The organism is Pseudarthrobacter enclensis (genome assembly GCF_001457025.1).
Classification (GTDB): Bacteria; Actinomycetota; Actinomycetes; order Actinomycetales; family Micrococcaceae; genus Arthrobacter; species Arthrobacter enclensis.
In genome coordinates, this window is record NZ_KQ758599.1 from 633,695 (window position 1) to 656,790 (window position 23,096).

A 23,096-nucleotide genomic window follows, 5' to 3' on the forward strand; every position below is an offset into this window, starting at 1 on the left:
CGGAAGCCGCCGTCGTGCGTGTGTCCCATGTCTCAACAGCTGTCCATCCTTCCTGTGGCATATTTGAGGAATGGCAGAATTCAGGCAGTCCACGAAGCTCAACAACGTCCTTTACGACATCCGTGGACCCATCCTGCAGGCCGCCCAGCAGATGGAGGCCGAGGGCCACCGCATCCTGAAACTGAATATCGGCAACCCCGCCCCGTTCGGTTTCGAAGCCCCCGACGCCATCCTGGTGGACATGATCCGCCACCTGCCGCACGCGCAGGGCTACAGCGACTCCCGCGGCATATTCTCCGCCCGCACCGCCGTGTCGCAGTACTACCAGACCCGGGGCATCCAGAACATCCACGTTGACGACATCTACCTGGGCAACGGCGTCAGCGAGCTGATCACCATGTCGCTCATGGCCCTCCTCGACGCCGGTGACGAAGTCCTCATCCCCACGCCCGACTACCCGCTCTGGACCGCCTCCGTGGCACTGGCCGGCGGCAAACCGGTGCACTACCTCTGCGACGAGGAGTCCGGCTGGCAGCCCGACCTCGACGACATGGAAGCCAAGATCACCCCCCGCACCAAGGGCATCGTGGTGATCAACCCCAACAACCCCACCGGCGCCGTATACCCGGAGGCGACGCTGAAGCGGATCGTCGCCTTGGCCGAAAAGCACGGCCTGATCCTGTTTGCCGACGAGATCTACGAAAAGATCCTCTACGACGATGCCGTCCACGTGAACCTGGCCGGCCTGACCGGCGACGACGTCCTCTGCCTGACCTTCAGCGGCCTCTCCAAGGCATACCGGGTCTGCGGATACCGGGCCGGATGGATGGCGATTTCCGGTCCCAAGAAGGACGCGGCCGACTACCTCGAGGGCATCAGCCTGCTGGCCAACATGCGCCTCTGCGCCAACGTCCCGGCGCAGCACGCCATCCAGACGGCGCTGGGCGGGTACCAGAGCATCAACGACCTCATCCTGCCCGGGGGCCGGCTGCTGGAGCAGCGCAACAAGGCCTACGACATGCTCAACGCCATTCCGGGCGTCAGCACCCAGCAGGCCAAAGGCGCCCTGTACCTGTTCCCGCGGCTGGATCCCGAGGTGTACCACATCCGCGATGATGAGAAGTTTGTGCTCGACCTGCTCCGCGAACAGAAGATCCTGCTGTCCCACGGCCGGGCCTTCAACTGGGTCCGCCCGGACCACTTCCGCATGGTCACGCTGCCCAACGTCAAGGACATCGAGGAAGCGATTGGCCGGATGGGGGACTTCCTCAGCAGGTACCAGGGGAATTAGCCTGTGCTCACGGGCTGAGCGCCCGCCAGCACACCGCGGAAAGGAATACCATGGCCGGGCCCGTTACTTTCGATCAGCATCCGTCGGAAACACTGCGGGCGGGGGAGGGATTCCGGCTTTCCAGCGTGGACCCTGATTCGACCCCGGGGTACAGCGGAACCAAGGACGACGGCCGGGCACTGCTGGCCGGGATGGACGGAACCCTCACCGAGCTGCAGGAGAAGCTGTTCGCCGCCTCCCGGTTCGGGAGCAGGCAGCGGATCCTGCTGATCCTGCAGGCCATGGACACCGCCGGCAAGGGCGGGATCGTCAACCACGTCATGGCGGCCATGGACCCGCAGGGCGTGCAGTTCAAAGCCTTCAAGGCACCCACTGACGAGGAAAAATCCTACGATTTCCTGTGGCGCATCGAGAAGGAAGTTCCAGCCGTGGGCATGGTGGGTGTTTTTGACCGGTCCCACTACGAGGATGTCCTGATCCACCGCGTGCACCGGTGGGCCACTCCGGACGAAATCAAGCGCCGTTATGTTGCCATCAACGAATTCGAGGCACGGCTGGTGGACTCGGGCACCACGGTGGTCAAGGTGATGCTCCACATCAGCGGTGACGAACAGAAGTCGCGGCTGCTGGCCAGGCTGGACGACCCCACCAAGCACTGGAAGTACAACCGGGGCGACCTGGACGAACGTGCCTTCTGGGAGGACTATATGGAGGCCTACCAGGCGGCCATCGATGCCACCAGCACCCGCAACGCTCCCTGGCACGTGGTTCCGGCGAACAAGAAATGGTACGCGAGGATCGCGGTCCAGCAGCTGCTGCTGGGTGCCATGGAGGGCATGAACCTGGAGTGGCCCAAGGCGGAGTTCGACGTTGCGACCGAACGCGAGCTGGTGGCCCGTTCCTGACGGGCAAGGTGCGCGCCCCCGGGCTGTCCGCAACCCGAGGCTACAGCGGCTGGTCCCGTGCAGCGGCGAGCCGCTTGCGTGCGCCCTCCAGCCATTCCTCGCACCGCGCCGCCAGGGCTTCGCCGCGCTCCCACAGGGCCAGTGACTCCTCCAGGCTGGCGCCGCCGGCTTCGAGGCGGCCAACGACGGCGATCAGCTGCTCCCGGGCCTCTTCGTAGCTCAGGGTGGCGGTCTCTGCGTCCGGTTTCTTGTCTGTCATATGGTTTCTCCCGTTTCCGGATGGGGCTGGTCAGCTGTTCCTGGTGGTTCCGGACGTACGCGCGGAACCTCGGCGCCTGCATCGGTGCCTGCATCGGTGCCGGTGGACGTGGCGCCGAAGCGGCCTTCGGCAACCCGGATGGCCAGGGCCTGGCCGGCCGGGGCGTCCCCGGGGCTGCGCACCACGGCGTGGCCCTGCACCGCGCGGCCGGGACCTTCGGCAGCTCCGCCGGCAAGTTCGACGACGGCGTACCCCCGGTCCAGCGTCTTCTGCGGGGACAGGGCACGCACCTGCGCTTTGAGGTGGGCCAATTGGTCCGCGGCCCGCACCACGGTTGAATTGACGGCCGTCGAGGACCGCCGGAGCAGGCGTTCGATCTCGTCTCCGCGGACCGTGACCAGGGATTCAGGCGAGGCGAGAACCGGGCGGGAATGCAGGGCATGCAGCCGGTCAGATTCGCGGTCCACCAGGCGTTCAATGCACCGCCGCAGCTGTTCCCGCGCCTGGCGGACCCCCGCCAGCTCCTCGGAGACCTCCGGCACAATGCGCTTGGCGGCGTCGGTGGGCGTGGAAGCCCGCAGGTCCGCAACTTCGTCCAGCAGCGGGCGGTCCGCCTCGTGACCGATGGCACTGACGACCGGGGTTGCGGCGGCGGCCACGGCCCGTACCAGTTCCTCGCTGTTGAACGGCAGCAAGTCCTCCAGTGCCCCGCCGCCGCGGGCGATGACGATGACATCGACCTCCGGGCGGGCATCCAGCTCCCGCAGGGCGCGCACCACCTGCGACACCGCCGTGTTGCCTTGGACGGCCACTTCCCGGATCTCGAATTCGACGGCGGGCCAGCGCAGGGCCGCGTTGCGGAGGATGTCCTTCTTGGCGTCCGAATCCCGGCCGGTGATCAGCCCGATCCGATGCGGAAGCAGGGGGAGCGGCTTCTTCCGGGAGTCAGCAAAGAGGCCCTCGGCTGCAAGAGCCTGGCGGAGCCGCTCGATCCGGGCAAGGAGGTCGCCCAGGCCCACCGGCCGGATGTCCCGGACCTGCATGTTCAAGCGGCCGGTTTTCATCCAGAACTCGGGCTTGAGCAGTGCGACCACCCGGGAACCGCGTTCCAGCGGCAGGTTCCGGCGCTCCAGGACCTTGGTCCACACGGAAGCGGGCAGTGACACCTCGGCGTCGACGTCCCGCAGGGTCAGGTACGCGTTGCTGCCCCGCCGGTTCATCTCGATGACCTGCCCCTCCACCCAAGCGGATGGCGTCCGGTCGATGTGTGCCTTCAGCTTCTGCGAGAGCAACTGCAGCGGCCACGGATTGTCCGGCGTGGTCTCGGCGGCGGTGGCCGGCAGGGTAGTGGGTGCAACGTCCGGCAATGAGGCCTGTTCAGACATTGGGCTGCCCCTGCGGAACTGGAACTGCGGACATGGAATCCTTTGGTGCTGTGGTGATCACGGTGCGTGGCGGTTCATCAACCTTATCCATAAGCAGTAGCACGGGGGACTGACAGAACCGGGCTGGGTGACTGCCTAGGATGGAGTACCGCCACCAACCTGAAGGATCAGCTGTGCGTACTCTTGTTTCGGCCGTGGCCACCATCCTGGGGGTCCTGCTCGCCGCTGTGGCCGTCCCGGCCATCTGGGTGGACCGCACCATCGTGGGGGAAGACGGCTTTGTCCACCTTGCCGCCCCGCTGGGCAGCAACACCGAATTCCAGCGGCAGCTGGCAACGGCCGCGGTGGGAACCATCGATACCAGCGCCGTTCCCGGTTTCCTGAACGACCTCGTGCAGCCCGTCCTGGAGAACGCCGCAACATCACTGGCCGGGCTGCCCGGCTACCCTGCGGCCTGGGAAGAAACGCTCCGCAAGAGCCACCGCCTGAGCTTCGGACCGGCCTCCGCTTCCGCCGCGGAGACCGGACAGGCGTCATCACTGACCCTGGACGTGGCGCCGCTGGTTGCCCTCGGCACCGAAGAGATTTCCCGCACCACCGGAGTTCCCCTGGACCCGCCTCAGGAAACCCTGATCAACGTGGGCCAGCCGCAACACCGCGAGTGGGCCGAACGGCTCTCCACGTATGCGCCCATGGGTTACCTCCTGGCCGGAGGCTCCGGCGTCGCCTTCCTGTTGGCCCTGGTGGCTGCGCGCCGGCGCTGGGCAGTGGCAGCGGGAGCCGGACTGGGAGGCCTGGCGGCAGCCGGCGCATGGGCTGCCGCATCCGGCATTGGCTCGGCACAGGCGCTCTCCACGGATACGGGCAACGAGGTGGCAAACCTGTTCCGTGACGCCTTCGTCCCGGCGGCCGCGGAGGACTTTGGAACCTGGACCACGGTGACCGCCATCACCGGCGGGGTGCTGCTGGTGGTGGGCCTGGTGGCCGGGGCAGTGTCGCGAAGGGGCCCGCGGGCAAACCGGTAGCATGGAGAAATGACCTCCTCAGCTGTTTCCCTCTCGATGCCCACCGTCCCGCGTAGGCGCCGCTCACCGGAGGAAGTGGCAGCTGCAGCCCCGGTGGCGGGACCCAAGAGGGTGCTCCTGGCTGCACCCCGCGGCTACTGCGCCGGCGTGGACCGGGCCGTGATCGCCGTCGAAAAGGCGCTGGAACACTACGGTCCGCCGGTGTACGTCCGGAAGCAGATCGTGCACAACGTGCACGTGGTCAGCTCCCTGGAGGAGAAGGGCGCCATCTTCGTCGACGAGACGGACGAGGTCCCCGAAGGCGCGCTGGTCATTTTCTCCGCACACGGGGTGTCCCCGGCCGTGGTCCAGTCGGCCGAAGACCGCGGGCTGCGCACCATCGACGCCACCTGCCCCCTGGTTACCAAGGTGCACAAGGAAGCCGTCCGCTTCGCCAAGGACGACTTCGACATCCTCCTCATCGGCCACGACGGCCACGAGGAAGTGGAAGGAACCTCGGGCGAGGCGCCTGACCACATCCAGATCATCAACGGCCCGCATGAAGTGGACAAGGTGACGGTCCGGGACCCGGAGAAGGTCATCTGGCTCTCGCAGACAACCCTGAGCGTGGACGAGACCATGGAAACCGTCCGGCTCCTGAAGGAACGCTTCCCCACCCTGCAGGACCCGCCCAGCGACGACATCTGCTACGCCACCACCAACCGGCAGGTGGCCATCAAGAAGATCGCCCCGCAGGCGGACCTCGTCATCGTCGTGGGCTCGGCGAATTCCTCGAACTCCGTGCGGCTCGTGGAAGTCGCCCTGGAATATGGGGCCAAAGCGTCCTACCGGGTGGACTTCGCCAACCAGGTGGACGAGGCATGGTTCGAGGGCGTGGCCACCGTGGGCGTGACCTCGGGTGCCTCCGTCCCCGAGGTGCTGGTACAGGATGTCCTCCGCCTGCTGGCCGAGTACGGTTACGGAACAGTGGAAGAAGTGGTGACGGCCGAGGAGGACCTCCTGTTCTCGCTGCCGAAGGAACTCCGCGCCACCCTCAAGCAGGCAGGCGACGTCAGCCGTGCCCTGGGCGGCCGCCGGCCCCGCAGCTGACCCGACAGGCCGCAACGGCAAGGGTGCGGGCCCCGGCAACTGCCAGGGCCCGCACCCTTTCCCGTTTGCCCTGCCCTCAGGCGGCCTGGCCGTCGTCCTGCAGTTCCGGTGCAGCCAGGGCCCGTGGCGTTACCTCAACCACGGGAGGAGTCGCCAGGCCGGACTCCTCCAGGCTGTTGAGCTTCCTGGCCGTGGGGAGGACCCTGGCCTCCAGCGTGCCCACCAGTGAGTTGTAGCGGTCCACCGAGGTCTTCAGCGACGCGCCCAGCTTTCCGACGTTCTCGCCCAGCGTCCCCATCCGGTCATAAAGCTGCCGGGCGAGGTTGAACAGTTCACGGGCGTTGTCCGTGAGGACGTCCTGCCGCCACGTGAAGGCCACCGACTTCAGTACCGCCAGGAGGGTTCCCGGAGAGGCCAGGACCACGTTCCTGGACAGCGCGTGGTCCAGGAGCCCGGCGTCCGCCTCCAGCGCCGCCGCCAGGATGGATTCGGCCGGGATGAAGCAGACCACCAGCTCGGGGGAGTTGCCCGGGATGTCCCAGTAACGCTTGCTGCCCAGCGCATCCACGTGAGCCCGCAGGGCCTTGGCGTGCGCCGCCAGCAACGACTGCTGGGTCCTGCGGTCAGCCTCGGAAATGGGCCCTGCCGGTCCCGGGGTTCCGGTGGCGCCCCCGGGTTGCGCGGGCCTGGCGGTGCCAAGTTCCTGGGCTTCCAGGTAGGAGGACAGCGGCACCTTCGCATCAACCACCAGCTGCTTGTGGCCGGGCAGCTGGACCACCAGGTCAGGGCGTACGGCAGCGTCCCCGCCGGTGCTGTGTGCCTGCTCCACAAAGTCCACGTGCCGCAGCATGCCGGCTGCCTCCACCACACGGCGAAGCTGTACCTCACCCCACTGACCGCGGGCGCTGTTGGACCGGAGCGCAGATTCGAGCGCATGTGTGGAACGGATCAGCTGCTCGTCGGACAGGCGTGCCTCCTGCAGCTGCTGCGCAAGCTGCCCGTACTGCTCGACGCGGTCACGTTCCAACAGGGCAACCTGCTGCTGCACGGCCGTCAGTTTTTCGGCAACGGGAGCAAGGGCGCGCAGCACGCTGCCGTCCTGCGTGCGTGCCTCGCCCAGCTCACGGTTCTGTGCCGCCAAAAGCCGCCGCTCGGCGTCGGCCGCGGCGAACTGCGAGCTGACCTCCGACAGCCGGGACGACACGGCATCGAAGTCAGCTTCCAGCGCGTGCGAGTTCCGCCGCAGCGCAAAGTAAGTGAAGGCGGCGCCGGCGAAAGCCCCCAGCAGCAGCGTGAACAAAGCCAGAATCACGGCAAAAACATCCATGACCACACTGTTGCACGGGGCTCCGACAATCAGGGGCAGTGACATCCGGGGGTACAGGGCGCGGACGCCCGGCAGGTAGAATCAATGCTCGTGGCTCTTACTATTGGCATCGTCGGACTGCCCAACGTCGGCAAATCAACCCTCTTCAACGCGCTGACCCGCAACCAGGTCCTGGCAGCGAACTATCCGTTCGCCACCATCGAACCGAACGTCGGCGTCGTCAACCTGCCCGACCCCCGGCTGCAGAAACTCGCCGGAATCTTCAACAGCCAGCGCGTGCTGCCGGCCGCCGTCTCCTTCGTTGACATCGCCGGCATCGTCAAGGGTGCGTCGGAGGGCGAAGGCCTGGGCAACCAGTTCCTCGCCAACATCCGCGAGGCTGAAGCCATCGCCGAAGTGGTCCGGGTCTTCGACGACCCCGACGTTGTCCATGTTGACGGCAAGGTGGACCCCCGCTCCGATATGGAGACCATCAACACCGAGCTCATCCTCGCCGACCTGCAGACCATCGAGAAGGCCATCCCCCGGATCGAAAAAGAGGTCAAGATCAAGAAGCGGGAGGCGGCCGAGCTCAACGCCATCAAGGCGGCGCAGGCCGTCCTGGAACGCGGTGACACCATCTACTCGTCCATCAAGAGCGACAAGCTCGAGATGGAGCACCTCAAGGAACTCGGCCTGCTGACGGCCAAGCCCTTCATCTACGTCTTCAACGCGGACGAGGCAATCCTGGGAAGCCAGGAGAAGCAGGACGAACTGCGCGCCCTGGTGGCACCGGCGGACTGCATCTTCCTGGACGCAAAGCTCGAGGCCGACCTCGTGGAGCTGGACGAGGAAGAAGCCCGCGAGATGCTGGAAATGAACGGCCAGGAAGAGTCCGGCCTGGACCAGCTGGCCAGGGTCGGTTTCCACACCCTGGGGCTGCAGACCTACCTCACGGCCGGACCCAAGGAAGCGCGCGCCTGGACCATCAAACAGGGTGATACCGCACCGCAGGCGGCCGGCGTCATCCACTCCGACTTCCAGCGCGGCTTCATCAAGGCCGAAGTTGTGTCTTTCGAGGACCTGGTGGACGCCGGGTCGATGGCCGAGGCCAAGTCCCGCGGCAAGGTCCGGATCGAAGGCAAAGAGTACGTCATGGCCGACGGCGACGTAGTGGAGTTCCGCTTCAACGTCTAGTTCCGCCCGGCTGCTTGAGAGGGTGCGGACCGGTCCTGCGGGACCGTCCGCACCCTTTGCCGTGCCCGGGTCAGCCCGCCGCTGCGGGGGACCAGCCGAGGGCCGGGCCAAGTTTCGTGGCGATGTCCGTGAGGATCTGGACATAGTCGTCGTGGTCGAAGCTGAAGGGCAGGGCGAACGCCACTTCCTCGACCTCCTGGAAGCCCGCGTGCGCGTAGAGCTGCCCCGCGATCTGCTCGCTCGTGCCGATCAGGTCCCTGGCGAACAGCATCCGCCTGGGTCCCTGCGGCGCGGCGGTGCGCGGTGTCCGCTCATCCACGTACCGTTGGTACTTTTCCCGCTGCGCCGGCGTGGCCGAATCGGTGGGGATGACCACCAGGCCCTGTGACACCCTGGTCCGTCCGGACGGCTGCCCCGCCGCAGCCGCCGCGTCCCGGTAGGCGCGGATCTGCGCCTGCTGGATCCGGGCAAAATCAGGTTCCTCGCCGGGCTCCGGAAAGACCACGCTGCTGGAGAGCAGGTTGAAGCCGTGGCTCCCGGCCCAGACCGCCGATTTCTTGCTGGCCGCGCCGTACCAGAGACGCTCCCGCAGGCCCGGCGAATGAGGTTCCACGCGGTTGGAGAACTCTTCGACCACGCCCTGTTTCCCGGAAAACTCCCGGACCGGTTCGCCGGACACCAGCCGGGCAAACCTCTCTGCCCGCGCATGGCTGAAGTCCTCCACATCGGCGGAGTCCGGGTAAAGCTCGTGCCGGACCGTGTCAAAAGTCATCGGTTCACCCACGCTGACGCCGGGATTGATGCGGCCACCGGCCAGCAGGTCCACGGTGGCCAGGTCCTCGGCAAGGCGCAGCGGGTTTTCCCAGCCCAGCGGTGTCACCGCGGTGCCCAGTTCGATCCGCGAGGTGCGCTGGCTGGCGGCCGCCATGACTGCGACGGGGGAGGAGATGCCGAACTGCAGGTGGCGGTGGCGGAGCCAGGCGCTGTCAAAGCCCAGGCGTTCCCCCAGTTGAATGACCTGCAGGGTGGATTCGTGGCCCGCGGCAGGGGCTTCCGGGTCAAACAGGCCGATCGTCAGGAACCCCAACTTGCGGAGCGGGGCAGGAGCAGCAGGCATGGTGTCCTTCGGTCGCAGGATGGCTGGTCTACAGGATAGGACCCCCGGTCAGGCGGGGCGGGACGACGTTACCGATTGCGACACCACACCCGGCACGGCTGTCCGGACAAGTTCACGCCTAAGGTGGGGGAATGACCGCCGGCCGGCACCTCCGCCTCGTCCTCCCGCACCAGCTCTTCGAGCAGCAGCTTCACGACGTTCCCCAGGACATGGACTTCGTGCTGATCGAGCACGACCTGCTCTTCCGGCAGTACGCCTTCCACGCCCACAAGCTGGTCCTGCACCGTGCCTCCATGGCCCGGTTTGCCAGGCGCCTGCGCGGTGCCGGCCATGACGTGACGGTCCTGGCGAGCACCGCGGACCGGACGTCGCGGCTTCAACTGGAGGAACTCATCCGCAGCCGGCGGCCCCGCCGGGTCACCTGCTTCGACGTCGTCGACGACTGGCTCGAGCAGGACCTGTCCGCCGCCCTCGACGCCGGCGGCTACAGGATGCGCGCCGGGGACGTCCTGGAGACGCCCAACTTCCTCACCGACCGCCGCAGCATAGCGGACTGGTTCGGCAACAACCCGGCGCGGATGCAGGACTTCTACGTCTGGCAGCGGCGCCGGCTGGACGTCCTGGTGCACAACGGCCATCCCGTCGGCGGCAAATGGTCCTTCGACGCCGAGAACAGGAAGAAGCTGCCCAAGGGGTACGTGCCGCCTCCGGTCAGCCGCTTCCGGGCTGGGCCCGACAGTGGCCAGGGCGAGCTGTTCACCCTGGCGCGTAGCCCGGGCAGCGCCGGGGACCAGGAAGCGGGGACATCAACCACCCGGCCCGTGGATGTGGAACGGGCCATCGCCTGGGTGGCGGAGGAATTCCCGGAGGCGCCGGGAGACCCGCAGGCCTTTGCGTGGCCCACGGACGCGGCAGAAGCCCGCACACACCTAAAGGAGTTCGTCCGGGAGCGGCTGGCAGGGTTTGGCCCCTACGAGGACGCCATCTCGGCTGCCCATCCCTTCATCCACCACGGACTGCTCACCCCGGCCCTGAACATCGGCCTGCTGGACCCGCGGGAGGTCCTGGCCGCCGTCCTGGACGGCGCAGGGGAGGAAACCCCGTTGGCCTCCCTGGAGGGCTTCGTGCGGCAGCTGATCGGCTGGCGGGAGTACATGCGGGCCACCTACCGCGTCCACGGCCGCCGCATGCGCACCGGGAACCTGCTCAACCACCGGAACGAACCGGGTGCCGGGTGGTGGGATGGCACCACCGGCCTGGCCCCGGTGGACATGGTGATTTCCCGGGTCCTGGCCACCGGCTACTGCCACCACATCGAGCGGCTGATGGTCCTCGGCAATGCCATGTCGTTGCTGCGGATCCATCCGGACGCTGTCTACGAGTGGTTCATGGAACTGTTTGTTGACGCGTACGACTGGGTCATGGTCCCCAACGTCTATGCCATGAGCCAGTTCGCGTCCGGCGCCGGCATCACCACCAAGCCCTACGCCTCCGGCAGCAACTACATCCGAAAGATGTCGGACCTGCCGCCAGGGGAGTGGGCCGCCGACTGGGACGGGCTGTACTGGAGCTTCATCAGCGACAACCGCCAGGTTTTCGCACAGAACCCGCGCTCCCGGATGATTGTCTCGCTACTGGATTCCATGGACCCCAAAGTCAGGGACGGACACCTGCGCAGGGCACAGGCGCTGCTGCATCCCGACGGCGGCAGCCGCCTGGTGCAGCCCGGAACCGGGGCGTAGTCCGTCCGCTTCCGCCCCCGTGCACCAACACCAAAGTATCCTGACTATGTAGGGCGCGATCCTGGCGACTCCAGGTCCCCTTTCCCCGGGATGGACAACACAAGGAGGCGGAGGCATGCCAGTCAGGCGCCTGATGCAGTACATCGCAGCGGCAATGGTGACGGCAGCGGCAGTGGCCGGCTGTTCGTCCGGCGGCACCGCGCCGGTGGTGGCAGGAGACGCCAAGCGCGGCGGCAGCGCCACGGTGGCGGAGGTCAACGCCTTCTCGTCGTTCAACCCGTTCAGCACCGACGGCAATACGGACATCAACACCAAGATCGGCGCCGCCACCCACTCGGGGTTCTTCTCGCTGGACGATAAATCGGTGGTAGTCCGCAACGACAAGTTCGGCCGCTACGAAAAGGTCTCAGACGACCCGCTCAAGGTCCGCTACACGGTCAACGAGGGCGTCAGGTGGTCCGACGGCGCACCCATCGACGCCGGGGACCTCCTCCTGAGCTGGGCGGCCGGGTCAGGGTACTTCGACGACGCCAACCCCGCGGCCGGGACCGGCACCAGATACTTTTCCGCCGCGTCGGACACCAGCGGGCTTGCCGCCACCGGCTTGCCCGATCTGGGGGACGACGGCCGGTCCATCACCCTGGAGTACTCGGTTCCCTATGCCGACTGGCAGACGGCCTTCGACGTCGGCCTGCCGGCACATGTGGTGGCGGCAAAGGCCGGCCTCGCCGACGAGGAAGACCTGGTGGACCTGATCAAGGGCTCAGCCAAGGGCAACCCCGAAAAGCCCGCGGCGAACGCCGGGCTGAAAAAGGTCGCGGATTTCTGGAACAACGGGTTCGACACCACGGGCCTGCCGGATGATCCTTCCTTGTTTCTTTCAAGCGGACCGTACATCGTGAGGGACATTGTTCCCGGGACGTCCATGAAACTCGTCAGGAACCGGGACTATGCCTGGGGGACCGAACCCTGGCTCGACGAGATCAACGTCCGGTTCACCGGCAACCTGTCCGCCGCCGTCGACGCCCTCCGGAACGGCCAGGCGGACATCATCTCGCCGCAGCCCTCCGCCGAAGCAGCGGGCCTCTTCGCCGGACTGGCCCAGCAGGGCACCACAGTGGAGCAGTACAGCCAGTCGGGCTACGACCACCTCGACCTCAACTTTTCCGGTCCCTTCGCCAGCGAGGACGTGCGGAAGGCCTTCCTCAAGACGGTGCCGCGCCAGGACATCGTGGATGCCGTCGTCGGGGACCTGGTCCCGGACTCCAAGCCCCTGGAATCCCAGGTGTTCCTCCCCGGTCAGCCCAAGTATGCGGACACCGTGAAGAACAATGGGTCGGCCGACTATGCCGAGGTGGACATCGACGGTGCCAGGAAACTGCTGGACGGGGCAACGCCCACCGTCCGCATTCTGTTCAACCGCGACAACCCCAACCGGGCCGAGGCGTTCGCCTTGATCCGGGACTCGGCGCAGCGGGCCGGTTTCCGTGTAGTGGACGCGGGGCAGGGCAGCGCCGACTGGGCCAAGTCGCTGGGCGGAGCGGGGTACGACGCCGCGCTCCTGGGCTGGATCGGCACGGGGGCAGGGGTGGGACGCGTCCCGCAGATCTTCCGCACAGGGGCCGGAAGCAACTTCAACGGCTTTTCCGACGGCGACGCGGACAAAGCCATGGAACAACTCTCAACCACCACTGACCTGGGCAAACAGGACGAGTTGCTGGCCGGGATCGACAAGCGGATCTGGAGCAAGGCCTACGGACTGCCGCTCTACCAGACCGTCGGCGCCATCGCCGTTAATCCCAGGGTGGCCGGGGTGAAACCCAGCCCGGGACCGCTCGGCGTTTGGTGGGATGTCTCCGAATGGCGGCTGGCGCAGTAGCTGCAGGCATTCCGCGGGGCTGGCGGGCAGCTCGGTGACCGCTGCCACACCTCGATTCGCTGATGTGGGCTACCGCCGAGTAGCATGTGACTTGCACAACGTCCGTTAACCGGTTAACGCGCCCCGAGCGCCCCGGTCACGGTTTGGCAACGGAGTACCAGTATCTGGACTTCGTGCGGTTAGGCTACTCGTATATGTAGGCCAGATCACAGTGAAAAACCTGTGTTCTGCCTGCGGGGAAGCACAAGATTCCCCTCGTTATCTCCCACAACTCATAGGAGGCGGAATGCGTTTCACGCGCACTTCCAAAGCATTGGGCATCGTGGCAATCGCTGCGCTTGCTCTGACCGGGTGCGGCGCTGGAGGCGGCACCACGGAGGGGTCCAGCGATGCTGCCGGCGATCCCAACAAGGTCATCACGGCCTACAGCAACGAACCACAGAACCCGTTGCTGCCGGCCAACACCAATGAGGTGTACGGCGGCCGCGTCGTCGAACTCCTCTTCGAAGGCCTGCGGACCTACGACGCCGACGGCAAGCCGGTGAACGCCCTGGCTGAGTCCATCGATTCCCCCGACGCCCAGAACTGGACCATCAAGGTCAAGCAGGGCCAGAAGTTCACCAACGGCGAGGAAATCACGGCCAAGACGTTCGTTGATTCCTGGAACTACGCCGCCAACTCGAAGAACCTGCAGAACAACGGCTTCTTCTTTGAGTCCATCGCCGGCTACGAAGAGGTATCGGCGGTCAACTCCGAGAAGACCGCTGACGGCAAGACCACCACCACGCCTGCTCCGACTGCCGAGACCATGTCAGGCCTGGCTGCCCCGGACAACTCCACCATCACGGTGAAGCTGGCCCAGCCTGAGGCTGACTGGTCGCTGCGCCTTGGCTACTCCGCATTCTTCCCGCTTCCCTCCGCTGCCCTGGCAGACCCGAAGGCCTTCGGCGAGAACCCCGTAGGCAACGGCCCGTACAAGTTCGAAAAGGAAGGCGCTTGGGTTCACGACCAGTCCATCTCCCTGGTCAAGAACGCGGACTACAGCGGCCCGCGCGAAGCCAAGAACGGTGGCGTGACCTTCAAGTTCTACACCGATCCGGGCCCGGCATACACGGACCTGCAGTCGGATAACCTGGACATCACCGACGTCCTGCCGTCCAACGCCCTGAAGACCTATGAGACGGATTTCCAGGACCGCAACGCCACCAAGCCTGTTGCCACCAACTCCACGCTGAACATCCCGCCGTACAACCCGAACTTCCAGGGTGAAGCCGGCAAGCTGCGCCGCCAGGCCCTCTCCTACGCCATCAACCGCGAGGAAATCGCCAAGGTTGTCTTCAACGGCACCCGCACACCCGCCAAGGCTTTTGTTCCGCCGGTCATCGACGGCTTCAAGGACGGCCTCAAGGGCAGCGAAATCCTGAAGTTCGACGCCGCCAAGGCCAAGGACCTGTGGGAGCAGGCCAACAAGATCCAGCCGTACGACGACTCCAAGCCGCTCCAGATTGCCTCCAACACCGATGGCGGCAACAAGGAATGGATCGACGCCGTAGCCAACGGCTTCAAGAACAACCTCGGCATCCAGGCTGAAATCCAGCCCTTCGCCAAGTTCGCCGAAGTCCTGAACCTGCGCAAGTCCCAGCAGCTGCCCGGCCTGACCCGCGCCGGCTGGCAGGGTGACTACCCTTCGCTGTACAACTTCCTCGGCCCGGTCTGGGGAACCAACGCCTCCTCCAACTACGAGAAGTACACGAACCCCGAGTTCGACAAGCTCCTCAAGGAGGGCCTGGCCGCCACGTCCACCGATGACGCCAACGCCAAGTTCAACCAGGCACAGGAAGTTCTGTTCGAGGATCTGCCCGGCCTGCCGCTGTGGGACCAGGCTCGTCCGATCGTGTGGAGCAACAACGTCGTCAAGGCCGAAACCGGCTGGAACGGCAGCATTCTCTACTACAACATCACGGCTAAGTAGTCCTTGATCTAACTTGCCGTCAGGCTAGATGGGGGTCCGGTCCCGGCCGGGCCCCCATTGGCTTGCACGGCAGGAAGGTATGCATGAACCTGTTCGCTTCCTCCCCGGAAGGCTGGTGATACCGTGGTCCGCTTTATCCTTCGCCGGCTCCTCCAGGTGATCCCTGTCTTCATCGGCACCACGCTCCTCGTGTACTACATGGTGTTCGCCCTTCCGGGCGATCCCATCGCGGCACTCTTCGGCGACCGCCAGCCACCGCAGGCGGTCATCGACACCCTTCGCAGCCAGTACCACCTTGATGAACCCTTCTGGGTCCAGTACGGGCTGTTCCTGAAAAACCTCTTCACCTTCAACCTCGGCAACGATTTCACCGGCCAGCCCATCGCAGCCAGCCTGGCTCGCGTCTTCCCGGTGACGGCGATGCTGGCCATCGAGGCGCTGGCGATCCAGGCAATCTTCGGCGTCGCATTCGGCGTCTTCGCCGGCCTTCGCCGCGGCGGCTGGTTCGACTCCACCGTCCTCGTTGCCTCCCTGGTGGTCATCGCAGTCCCCACCTTCGTCCTGGGCTTCGTCTTCCAGCTGGTCTTTGGCGTCCAACTGGGCTGGGCCAAGCCAACCGTCGGCGCCAACGCGGATTGGGGCAGCCTGCTGCTGCCCGCCGTCGTGCTTGGCCTCGTGTCCTTCGCGTACGTGCTCCGGCTGACCCGCGCGTCGGTCAGCGAGAACATGAATGCCGACTACGTCCGGACGGCCACCGCCAAGGGGCTGTCCCGACCGCGGGTGGTCCTGGCACACATCCTGCGCAACTCGCTCATCCCCGTGGTCACCTACCTCGGCGCCAACCTCGGCGGCCTGATGGGTGGTGCCATCGTGACCGAAGGCATCTTCAACGTCCCGGGCGTGGGCAACAAGCTGTACCAGGCAGTCCTTCGCAGTGAGGGCCCCACCATCGTCTCCATCGTCAGCGTCCTGGTGCTGGTGTTCGTGGTGTCCAACCTGCTCGTTGATCTCCTGTACGCCTGGCTTGACCCGAGGATCCGCTATGACCAGTAACAACACCCACTATGTGGCACCCATTGATGAAACCCCGCTGCAGGCGACGGACGCGGTCAAGACTGACCAGGCCCCGCTGAGCCTGTGGTCCGACGCGTGGCGCAAGCTCCGCCGCCGGCCGCTGTTCATCATCTCGGCGCTGCTGATCCTGGCCCTGATCGTGATCGCCCTGTTCCCGGGGCTGTTCACCTCCACCCCGCCGAATGACGGGTGCGAGCTGTCCAACTCGGAGGGCGGCCCGGCTCCAGGGCACCCGTTCGGCTTCACCTTCCAGGGCTGCGACATCTACTCCCGCGTCATCCATGGAACGCAGGCATCGCTGTCCGTCGGCATCCTCTCGGTGCTGTGTGTCCTGGTGATCGGCGTGACACTCGGTGCCCTCGCCGGATACTACGGCGGCTGGATCGACGCCGTCCTGGCCCGCCTGGGTGACATCTTCTTCGCCCTCCCGCTCATCCTCGGCGCCCTGGTGATCACCCAGCTGCCGCTGTTCCGCGAGAACAAGAGCGTGTGGACGGTGGTGTTCGTCATATCCCTCCTGGCCTGGCCGCAGATGGCACGCATTACCCGCGGAGCCGTCATCGAAGTCCGCAACGCCGACTTCGTGACAGCGGCGCAGGCCCTCGGTGTGTCCAGGTTCAAGGCGCTGGTCCGGCACGTGCTGCCCAACGCGCTGGCACCGATCATCGTGCTGGCCACCCTGGAACTGGGTGTGTTCATCGTGGCCGAGGCAACGCTGTCCTTCTTGGGCATCGGCCTGCCGCAGAGCATCATGTCCTGGGGCAACGACATCGCAGGCGCGCAGGCGTCCATCCGGACCCGGCCGGAGATCCTGCTGTTCCCCGCGGCTGCCCTGTCCATCACGGTGCTGAGCTTCATCATGCTGGGCGACGCCGTCCGCGACGCCCTCGACCCGAAGAGCCGCCAGCGATGAGAGATCAAGAGATGACAACCCCAGACGTCCGCATCGACGAGGCCAACGCGAACGGCAACAAGCCGCTCCTGGAAATCCGCGACCTCGCCATCACCTTCAAGACCGGCGGCGGCGAGGTCCAGGCGGTCCGCAACGCACACCTGACCATCATGCCGGGCGAGACCGTGGCGATCGTGGGCGAATCAGGGTCCGGCAAATCCACCACTGCCTTGGCGGCCATTGGCCTGCTGCCCAACAACGGACGCGTTTCCGGCGGGCAGATCCTGCTGGACGGCGAAGACATCGCCCACGCCAGCGAGCAGCGGATGATCGAACTGCGTGGGAACACCATCGGCATGGTGCCCCAGGACCCCATGTCCAATCTGAACCCGGTGTGGAAGATCGGCTACCAGGTGCGTGAAACCCTGCGCGCCAACGGCCGCCCGAGCGGACCGGAGGACATCGCCAAAGTGCTGTCCGAGGCCGGCCTGCCGGACGCCAAGCGGCGTGCCAACCAGTACCCGCACGAGTTCTCCGGCGGCATGCGCCAGCGTGCACTGATCGCCATCGGACTGTCGTGCCAGCCGCGCCTGCTGATCGCCGACGAGCCCACGTCCGCCCTGGACGTGACGGTCCAGCGGCAGATCCTGGACCACCTGGACACCATGACCACCGAGTTGGGCACGTCGGTACTGCTGATCACCCACGACCTGGGCCTTGCCGCCGAACGCGCCGACAAGGTCGTGGTGATGTACCAGGGCCGCGTGGTGGAGGCCGGTCCCTCGCTGGAACTGCTCCGCAACCCCCAGCACCCGTACACCCGGCGGCTGGTGGAGTCTGCCCCGTCCCTGGCCAGCCGGCGAATCCAGGCTGCCAAGGAACAGGGCGTGGACACCACGGACCTGCTGGCGCCGGCTGCGGAAGCGGCCGCCGCGGACAACGTCCTGCAGATCCAGGACCTGCGGAAGGTCTACAAGCTCCGGCAGGGACTGGGAAAGGCGACCGACTTCGCTGCAGTGGACGGCGTAAGTTTCGACGTCCGGCGCGGGACCACGACGGCGATCGTGGGGGAGTCCGGTTCCGGCAAGTCCACGGTGGCCAAGATGGTGCTTCAGCTCGAGAAGCCCACCGAAGGCAGGATCCTGTTCGACGGCGTGGACACCTCCCTGCTCAAGGCCCAGGATCTGTTCAAATTCCGGCGGCGGGTACAGCCGATCTTCCAGGACCCCTACGGTTCCCTGGACCCGATGTACAACATCTACCGCACCATCGAGGAACCCCTGCGGGTCCACAGGATCGGTGATTCGGCCAGCCGGCAAAAGAAAGTGCGCGAACTGCTGGACCAGGTCGCCCTGCCGCAGTCCGCCATGCAGCGGTACCCGAACGAGCTCTCCGGCGGCCAGCGGCAGCGCGTGGCCATCGCCCGGGCCCTCGCCCTGGACCCTGAGGTCATCATCTGTGACGAGGCGGTGTCCGCCCTGGACGTGCTGGTCCAGGCACAGGTGCTCAACCTGTTGGCGGAGCTGCAGTCAAACCTGGGGCTGACCTACCTCTTCATCACGCATGACCTCGCCGTCGTGCGGCAGATCGCGGACCACGTCTGCGTGATGGAGAAGGGCCGGCTCGTGGAGACGGGGACCACCGACGAGGTCTTCGAATCACCGCAGCAGGAGTACACCAAGGCACTGCTGAACGCCATCCCCGGGGCCAAGCTGATGCTTCCCCCGGAAGTGGCGTAAGCCCGCCGTCGTACATTGCCAGGCTGAAGCCCCGCTCTCTCCGGAGCGGGGCTTCAGCCCTTTTTGCTGCCGGCAGGTGCCTCCGGCTCGGGGGCGGCGGCGGGCTTTGGTGCAGCGTTGGGGACACCGGATTCCCGGAACCGCCGTTCCAGTACCGCGCTGAGTGCCGTGCGGCCTTCGCCGTCCATGTGGACGGAATCCGCCAGATGCTGGGCCAGGTTGTACCTGGTGAGCCAGTCACCCGCGCTGATGAAGGTGATGCGCTGCTTGGCGGCGATGCCTGCGAGCAGGCTGTCCACCTCGCTACGGCGTCCTCCGCCGTTGCCGGCACCGCGGGCGAGGGTTCCCACCATGACGATCCTGGTGGTGGGGTAGCGGGCCTTGAGGGCGTTCAGGAGCCGGTTGGCGTTGGCCGTGATCAGGGCGTCCGAGGCGCCGCGGGCCGCGTCATTTCCGCCGCCTTCAACCACCACCAGTCCGGGCGTCCCCACCGGCAGCAGCCAGTCGCCGCGTTCCAGGGCGTCGATGTAGTTGCCCACCTTGCCGTTGGCCGCCGTGTAGCCGGTTCCGCCATACCCGCAGAAGTGCACGTTGTAGCCGAGGGCGGACAGTGCCCGCCGGGGCCAGCTGTCCAGGGGCACCGACTGCGAATCGCCGATCAGCACGGCTGTCCTGCTGACGTCCGGCACCACCACCTCGTTCCGGCCCACCGCGGGGTTACGGTAGATCTCCCCGGGAACCATCGCCGGCCGCGAGAGGACACCGGAAAGGTCGGCAAGGGACGGGTAGGGGTCTGCCACCGGCTGTCCCGTGGACGCGGCGCGAAGCAGCGTGGGGGGAATCTCCTCGGGCATGACCGCGGGGGGAGGTGTTTCTGCCTCCGGCATCTGAACCGGTTGGCCCGGAGCCGCCAGGACAAGGCCGGCGGCCACGCCTAATGCCGCAATCCGCGCTAAAGCGGATGCGGGACGCATGCTGGGTTTTCGGAGTGCTCGCTGCTCATCACCAGCAATAATGGGGCATTTCCCGGTATTTATCCAGCGACTGTGACCACTTTCAAAGTCTGCGCCGCGGCGGCCCGGCCGAGGCGTGCAAACCGGCGGCCGGCCGCTGGTTTTTAGGCCATCACTTGCCTCTGCGGTTAGACTTGGGGAAGGAGCCCTGTGTTAAGGGCCTGATCTGTCGTGCGTTTCGGTTGGAAATGTCGCGATGACTACAGCTGACCCACGGAATCGAGTCTTTACGCATGTCTGAAACCACCACCAACACCGCGGTTGCCACTGCCTCGCGCAGCGACCTCCGCAACGTCGCGATCGTGGCCCACGTTGACCACGGCAAGACCACCCTGGTCGACGCCATGCTCAAGCAGACCAACTCCTTTGCCTCGCACGGCGAGGTGGAAGACCGCGTCATGGACTCCGGTGACCTTGAGCGTGAAAAGGGCATCACCATCCTGGCCAAGAACACCACCGTTGCCTACAACGGTCCGTCCTCCAACGGCGAGACCATCACCATCAACGTGATCGACACCCCCGGCCACGCCGACTTCGGCGGCGAGGTGGAACGCGGCCTGTCCATGGTGGACGGCGTCGTCCTGCTCGTTGACTCCTCCGAGGGACCGCTGCCCCAGACCCGCTTCGTGCTGCGCAAGGCCCTCGCCGCACACCTGCCGGTCATCCTCCTGGTCAACAAGACCGACCGCCCCGACGCCCGCATCGACGAGGTCGTGCACGAGTCCATGGACCTGCTCCTCGGCCTGGCCTCCGACCTTGCCGACGACGTCCCCGACCTGGACCTGGACAAGGTCCTGGAAGTGCCGGTCGTCTACGCTGCAGCCAAGGTTGGCCGCGCGTCCCTCGAGCAGCCGGCCAACGGCACCGCCCCGGACAACGAGGACCTTGAGCCGCTGTTCAAGACGATCATCGAGCACATCCCGGCACCCACGTACAACCCGGAAGGTGTCCTGCAGGCGCACGTCACCAACCTGGACGCCTCCCCGTTCCTGGGCCGTCTCGCACTGCTGCGCATCTACAACGGCACCCTTCGCAAGGGCCAGCAGGTTGCCTGGGCCCGCCAGAACGGGGAGCTGAAGACCGTCAAGATCACCGAACTGCTGGCCACCAAGGCCCTGGAGCGCGTTCCGGCCGACTCTGCAGGCCCGGGCGAGATTGTCGCCGTCGCCGGTATTGAAGAGATCACCATTGGTGAGACCCTGACCGACGTCGAGAACCCGCAGCCGCTGCCGCTGATCACGGTGGACGACCCCGCGATCTCCATGACCATCGGTATCAACACCTCCCCGCTGGCCGGCAAGGTCAAGGGCGCCAAGGTCACCGCGCGCCAGGTGAAGGACCGCCTGGACAAGGAACTGATCGGCAACGTCTCCATCAAGGTGCTCCCCACCGAGCGTCCGGATGCCTGGGAAGTCCAGGGCCGTGGCGAACTGGCACTGGCCATCCTCGTTGAGCAGATGCGCCGTGAAGGCTTCGAGCTGACCGTGGGCAAGCCGCAGGTGGTGACCAAGACCGTCGACGGCAAGATCCACGAGCCGATGGAGCACATGACCATCGACGTTCCCGAGGAGTACCTGGGCGCCGTGACCCAGCTGATGGCCGCCCGCAAGGGCCGGATGACCAACATGGCCAACCACGGCACCGGCTGGGTCCGCATGGAGTTCATCGTTCCCGCCCGTGGCCTCATCGGCTTCCGGACCAAGTTCCTCACCGAAACGCGCGGTGCCGGCATCGCCGCTTCCATCTCCGAGGGCTACGAGCCGTGGGCCGGCCCCATCGAATACCGCACCAACGGTTCGATGGTTGCCGACCGCGCCGGTGTGGTGACCCCGTTCGCCATGATCAACCTGCAGGAACGCGGCTCCTTCTTCGTCAAGCCCACCGCCGAGGTCTACGAAGGCATGATCGTGGGCGAGAACTCCCGCGCCGACGACATGGACGTGAACATCACGAAGGAAAAGAAGCTCACCAACATGCGTGCCGCTTCCTCCGACAGCTTCGAGAACCTGACGCCGCCGCGCGAACTCACCCTCGAAGAGTCGCTGGAATTCGCCCGCGAGGACGAGTGCGTCGAGGTCACCCCTGAGTCCATCCGCATCCGCAAGGTCATCCTGGACACGAACGAGCGGGCCAAGGCCAACCGCGCCCGCGCCAAGGCCTGATATCCGCGCAGTACCCTCAGAAAGCCACCGGCATATCGCCGGTGGCTTTCTTTGTCCCGGGCTGCGCACTCACCCCCGCCATCACTGCGCAGGGACAGTCCCTGCGCGGTGAACCAGGTGTTCACTGCGGGCAGTTGTCCACATAGGCACCCTTGGCCGGTGTGCCCGGGATTCCCAGCGGGCACCATGCAGTCATGAGAACCGTTACCGATGCGCTTGGCTTGATGGGCGGGGTGGGCAGCGCCGCGGCCCTCAGGGGAGCGGGCGTATCCCGCCGGAATGTTGAGAATGCCGTGCTCCTTGGCGCTGTCCAGCGGATTGCGCGTGGAGTCTATGCACTGCCCGACGCCGATCCGCTGCTCCTCCACGCTGCCCGCCATTACGCCGTGCCCGGGTGCGCCACGGCTGCTTTGGCGGCAGGGTTGTGGGTGGTCAAAAGCCCGGATCTGCCACATCTGGCTGCCCGGCATGGACGGGCCATCCCGGGCTGCGTAGTGCACCGAAGCAGCCTTCCACTGACGCACCTGGACATTGTGTGCCAGTCGCTGCGCTGCTTGCCGCCACTGGAGGGGCTGGTCATTGCCGAATCAGCGGTCAAGAAGGGCCTGGTGCAGCTGCCTGCCCTGCGGGAACGCTTCCCGGCACCACGGGAGAAGGCAATCCGCGGGCTGGTAGCAAGCGTCCGCCCGCAATCGGGATCCATTATCGAGACCATGGCGCGCTACCTCCTGGAGGAGGCAGGGCTAATGGTTGAAGTGCAGGCCAACGTTCCCGGCATGGGCCACCTTGACCTCCTGGTCGATAACCTGCTGGGCATTGAGGCGGACGGTTACGCCTTTCACAGCAGCCGCGCGGCGTACCGCGAGGACCGCCGTCGTTGGAACGTGACGGTCGTCCGAGGCGTTCCGACGCTGCGGGTGACCTTTGAGATGCTGCAGGGTGAGCCGCAGGTGTTCGTGCGGATGGTGCAGCAAGCACTGGCCACGTACCGCGCTGCGCAATGAGGACTGGGTTCATTGCGCAGGGACAGCCCCTGCGCAGTCACAGGT

At 66.1% G+C, this 23,096-nt stretch carries 18 protein-coding genes; 13 read left to right on the top strand and 5 right to left on the bottom strand.

Annotation, left to right across the window (positions count from 1 at the left end):
* The first annotated feature begins 70 nt into the window (after positions 1 to 70).
* Both AS031_RS02910 and AS031_RS02915 read left to right on the top strand, forming a co-directional pair.
* A complete protein-coding gene (locus AS031_RS02910; RefSeq protein WP_058266607.1) occupies positions 71 to 1,291 on the top strand; it encodes a pyridoxal phosphate-dependent aminotransferase in 1,221 nt (406 codons plus the stop codon).
* Positions 1,292 to 1,341: 50 nt separating this feature from the next.
* A complete protein-coding gene (locus tag AS031_RS02915; protein WP_058266608.1) occupies positions 1,342 to 2,196 on the top strand; it encodes a polyphosphate kinase 2 family protein in 855 nt (284 codons plus the stop codon).
* 40 nt (positions 2,197 to 2,236) lie between these two features.
* On the opposite strand, the gene AS031_RS02920 is transcribed toward AS031_RS02915, so the two are convergent.
* Positions 2,237 to 2,455, bottom strand: a complete 219-nt coding sequence (locus tag AS031_RS02920; protein WP_058266609.1) for an exodeoxyribonuclease VII small subunit — start codon at positions 2,453 to 2,455, stop codon at positions 2,237 to 2,239.
* Positions 2,452 to 3,840 carry an exodeoxyribonuclease VII large subunit gene (gene xseA / locus AS031_RS02925; protein ID WP_228379550.1) on the bottom strand — a complete coding sequence of 463 codons (1,389 nt, stop codon included), beginning with the start codon at positions 3,838 to 3,840 and terminating at the stop codon, positions 2,452 to 2,454. The genes AS031_RS02920 and xseA overlap by 4 nt, the downstream gene beginning before the upstream one ends.
* Before the next feature lie 173 nt (positions 3,841 to 4,013).
* On the opposite strand from xseA, the gene AS031_RS02930 reads away from it, so the two are divergent.
* Both AS031_RS02930 and AS031_RS02935 read left to right on the top strand, forming a co-directional pair.
* On the top strand, positions 4,014 to 4,865 hold the full coding sequence (locus AS031_RS02930; RefSeq protein WP_058266610.1) for a hypothetical protein: 852 nt from the start codon (positions 4,014 to 4,016) through the stop codon (positions 4,863 to 4,865).
* Between the two features lie 9 nt (positions 4,866 to 4,874).
* On the top strand, positions 4,875 to 5,954 hold the full coding sequence (locus AS031_RS02935) for a 4-hydroxy-3-methylbut-2-enyl diphosphate reductase (protein ID WP_058266611.1): 1,080 nt from the start codon (positions 4,875 to 4,877) through the stop codon (positions 5,952 to 5,954).
* A gap of 76 nt (positions 5,955 to 6,030) precedes the next feature.
* Here AS031_RS02935 and AS031_RS02940 read toward each other — a convergent pair whose 3' ends face one another.
* On the bottom strand, positions 6,031 to 7,281 hold the full coding sequence (locus AS031_RS02940; RefSeq protein ID WP_058266960.1) for a DNA recombination protein RmuC: 1,251 nt from the start codon (positions 7,279 to 7,281) through the stop codon (positions 6,031 to 6,033).
* 90 nt (positions 7,282 to 7,371) lie between these two features.
* Between AS031_RS02940 and ychF the strand changes: the two genes are divergently transcribed.
* A complete protein-coding gene (gene ychF / locus AS031_RS02945; RefSeq protein ID WP_058266961.1) occupies positions 7,372 to 8,457 on the top strand; it encodes a redox-regulated ATPase YchF in 1,086 nt (361 codons plus the stop codon).
* A 70-nt stretch (positions 8,458 to 8,527) separates the two neighbouring features.
* Here ychF and AS031_RS02950 read toward each other — a convergent pair whose 3' ends face one another.
* Positions 8,528 to 9,574: an LLM class flavin-dependent oxidoreductase gene (locus AS031_RS02950; RefSeq protein WP_058266612.1), complete on the bottom strand. Its 1,047-nt coding sequence runs from the start codon at positions 9,572 to 9,574 to the stop codon at positions 8,528 to 8,530.
* A gap of 131 nt (positions 9,575 to 9,705) precedes the next feature.
* Between AS031_RS02950 and AS031_RS02955 the strand changes: the two genes are divergently transcribed.
* The 6 genes from AS031_RS02955 (at position 9,706) to AS031_RS02980 (ending at position 18,872) form a co-directional block, all read left to right on the top strand.
* Positions 9,706 to 11,316, top strand: coding sequence for a cryptochrome/photolyase family protein (locus AS031_RS02955; protein ID WP_058266613.1), 1,611 nt, complete (start codon positions 9,706 to 9,708; stop codon positions 11,314 to 11,316).
* A gap of 115 nt (positions 11,317 to 11,431) precedes the next feature.
* A complete protein-coding gene (locus AS031_RS02960) occupies positions 11,432 to 13,195 on the top strand; it encodes an ABC transporter family substrate-binding protein (protein ID WP_058266614.1) in 1,764 nt (587 codons plus the stop codon).
* Positions 13,196 to 13,481: 286 nt separating this feature from the next.
* Positions 13,482 to 15,167, top strand: a complete 1,686-nt coding sequence (locus AS031_RS02965) for a peptide ABC transporter substrate-binding protein (RefSeq protein WP_058266615.1) — start codon at positions 13,482 to 13,484, stop codon at positions 15,165 to 15,167.
* A 123-nt stretch (positions 15,168 to 15,290) separates the two neighbouring features.
* A complete protein-coding gene (locus AS031_RS02970; protein ID WP_058266616.1) occupies positions 15,291 to 16,220 on the top strand; it encodes an ABC transporter permease in 930 nt (309 codons plus the stop codon).
* Complete coding sequence (locus AS031_RS02975; protein ID WP_058266617.1) at positions 16,210 to 17,154, top strand: ABC transporter permease; 945 nt, start codon at positions 16,210 to 16,212, stop codon at positions 17,152 to 17,154. The genes AS031_RS02970 and AS031_RS02975 overlap by 11 nt, the downstream gene beginning before the upstream one ends.
* An 11-nt stretch (positions 17,155 to 17,165) precedes the next feature.
* On the top strand, positions 17,166 to 18,872 hold the full coding sequence (locus tag AS031_RS02980) for a dipeptide ABC transporter ATP-binding protein (RefSeq protein WP_058266618.1): 1,707 nt from the start codon (positions 17,166 to 17,168) through the stop codon (positions 18,870 to 18,872).
* A 53-nt stretch (positions 18,873 to 18,925) separates the two neighbouring features.
* On the opposite strand, the gene AS031_RS02985 is transcribed toward AS031_RS02980, so the two are convergent.
* Positions 18,926 to 19,726: an SGNH/GDSL hydrolase family protein gene (locus AS031_RS02985; RefSeq protein ID WP_228379551.1), complete on the bottom strand. Its 801-nt coding sequence runs from the start codon at positions 19,724 to 19,726 to the stop codon at positions 18,926 to 18,928.
* Between the two features lie 392 nt (positions 19,727 to 20,118).
* Between AS031_RS02985 and typA the strand changes: the two genes are divergently transcribed.
* Together typA and AS031_RS19750 are read left to right on the top strand one after the other, a co-directional pair.
* On the top strand, positions 20,119 to 22,047 hold the full coding sequence (typA, locus tag AS031_RS02990; protein WP_058266620.1) for a translational GTPase TypA: 1,929 nt from the start codon (positions 20,119 to 20,121) through the stop codon (positions 22,045 to 22,047).
* A 194-nt stretch (positions 22,048 to 22,241) separates the two neighbouring features.
* Entirely contained in the window at positions 22,242 to 23,051 is an 810-nt protein-coding gene (locus AS031_RS19750) for a hypothetical protein (RefSeq protein WP_141688738.1), read from the top strand.
* Positions 23,052 to 23,096 lie beyond the last annotated feature (45 nt).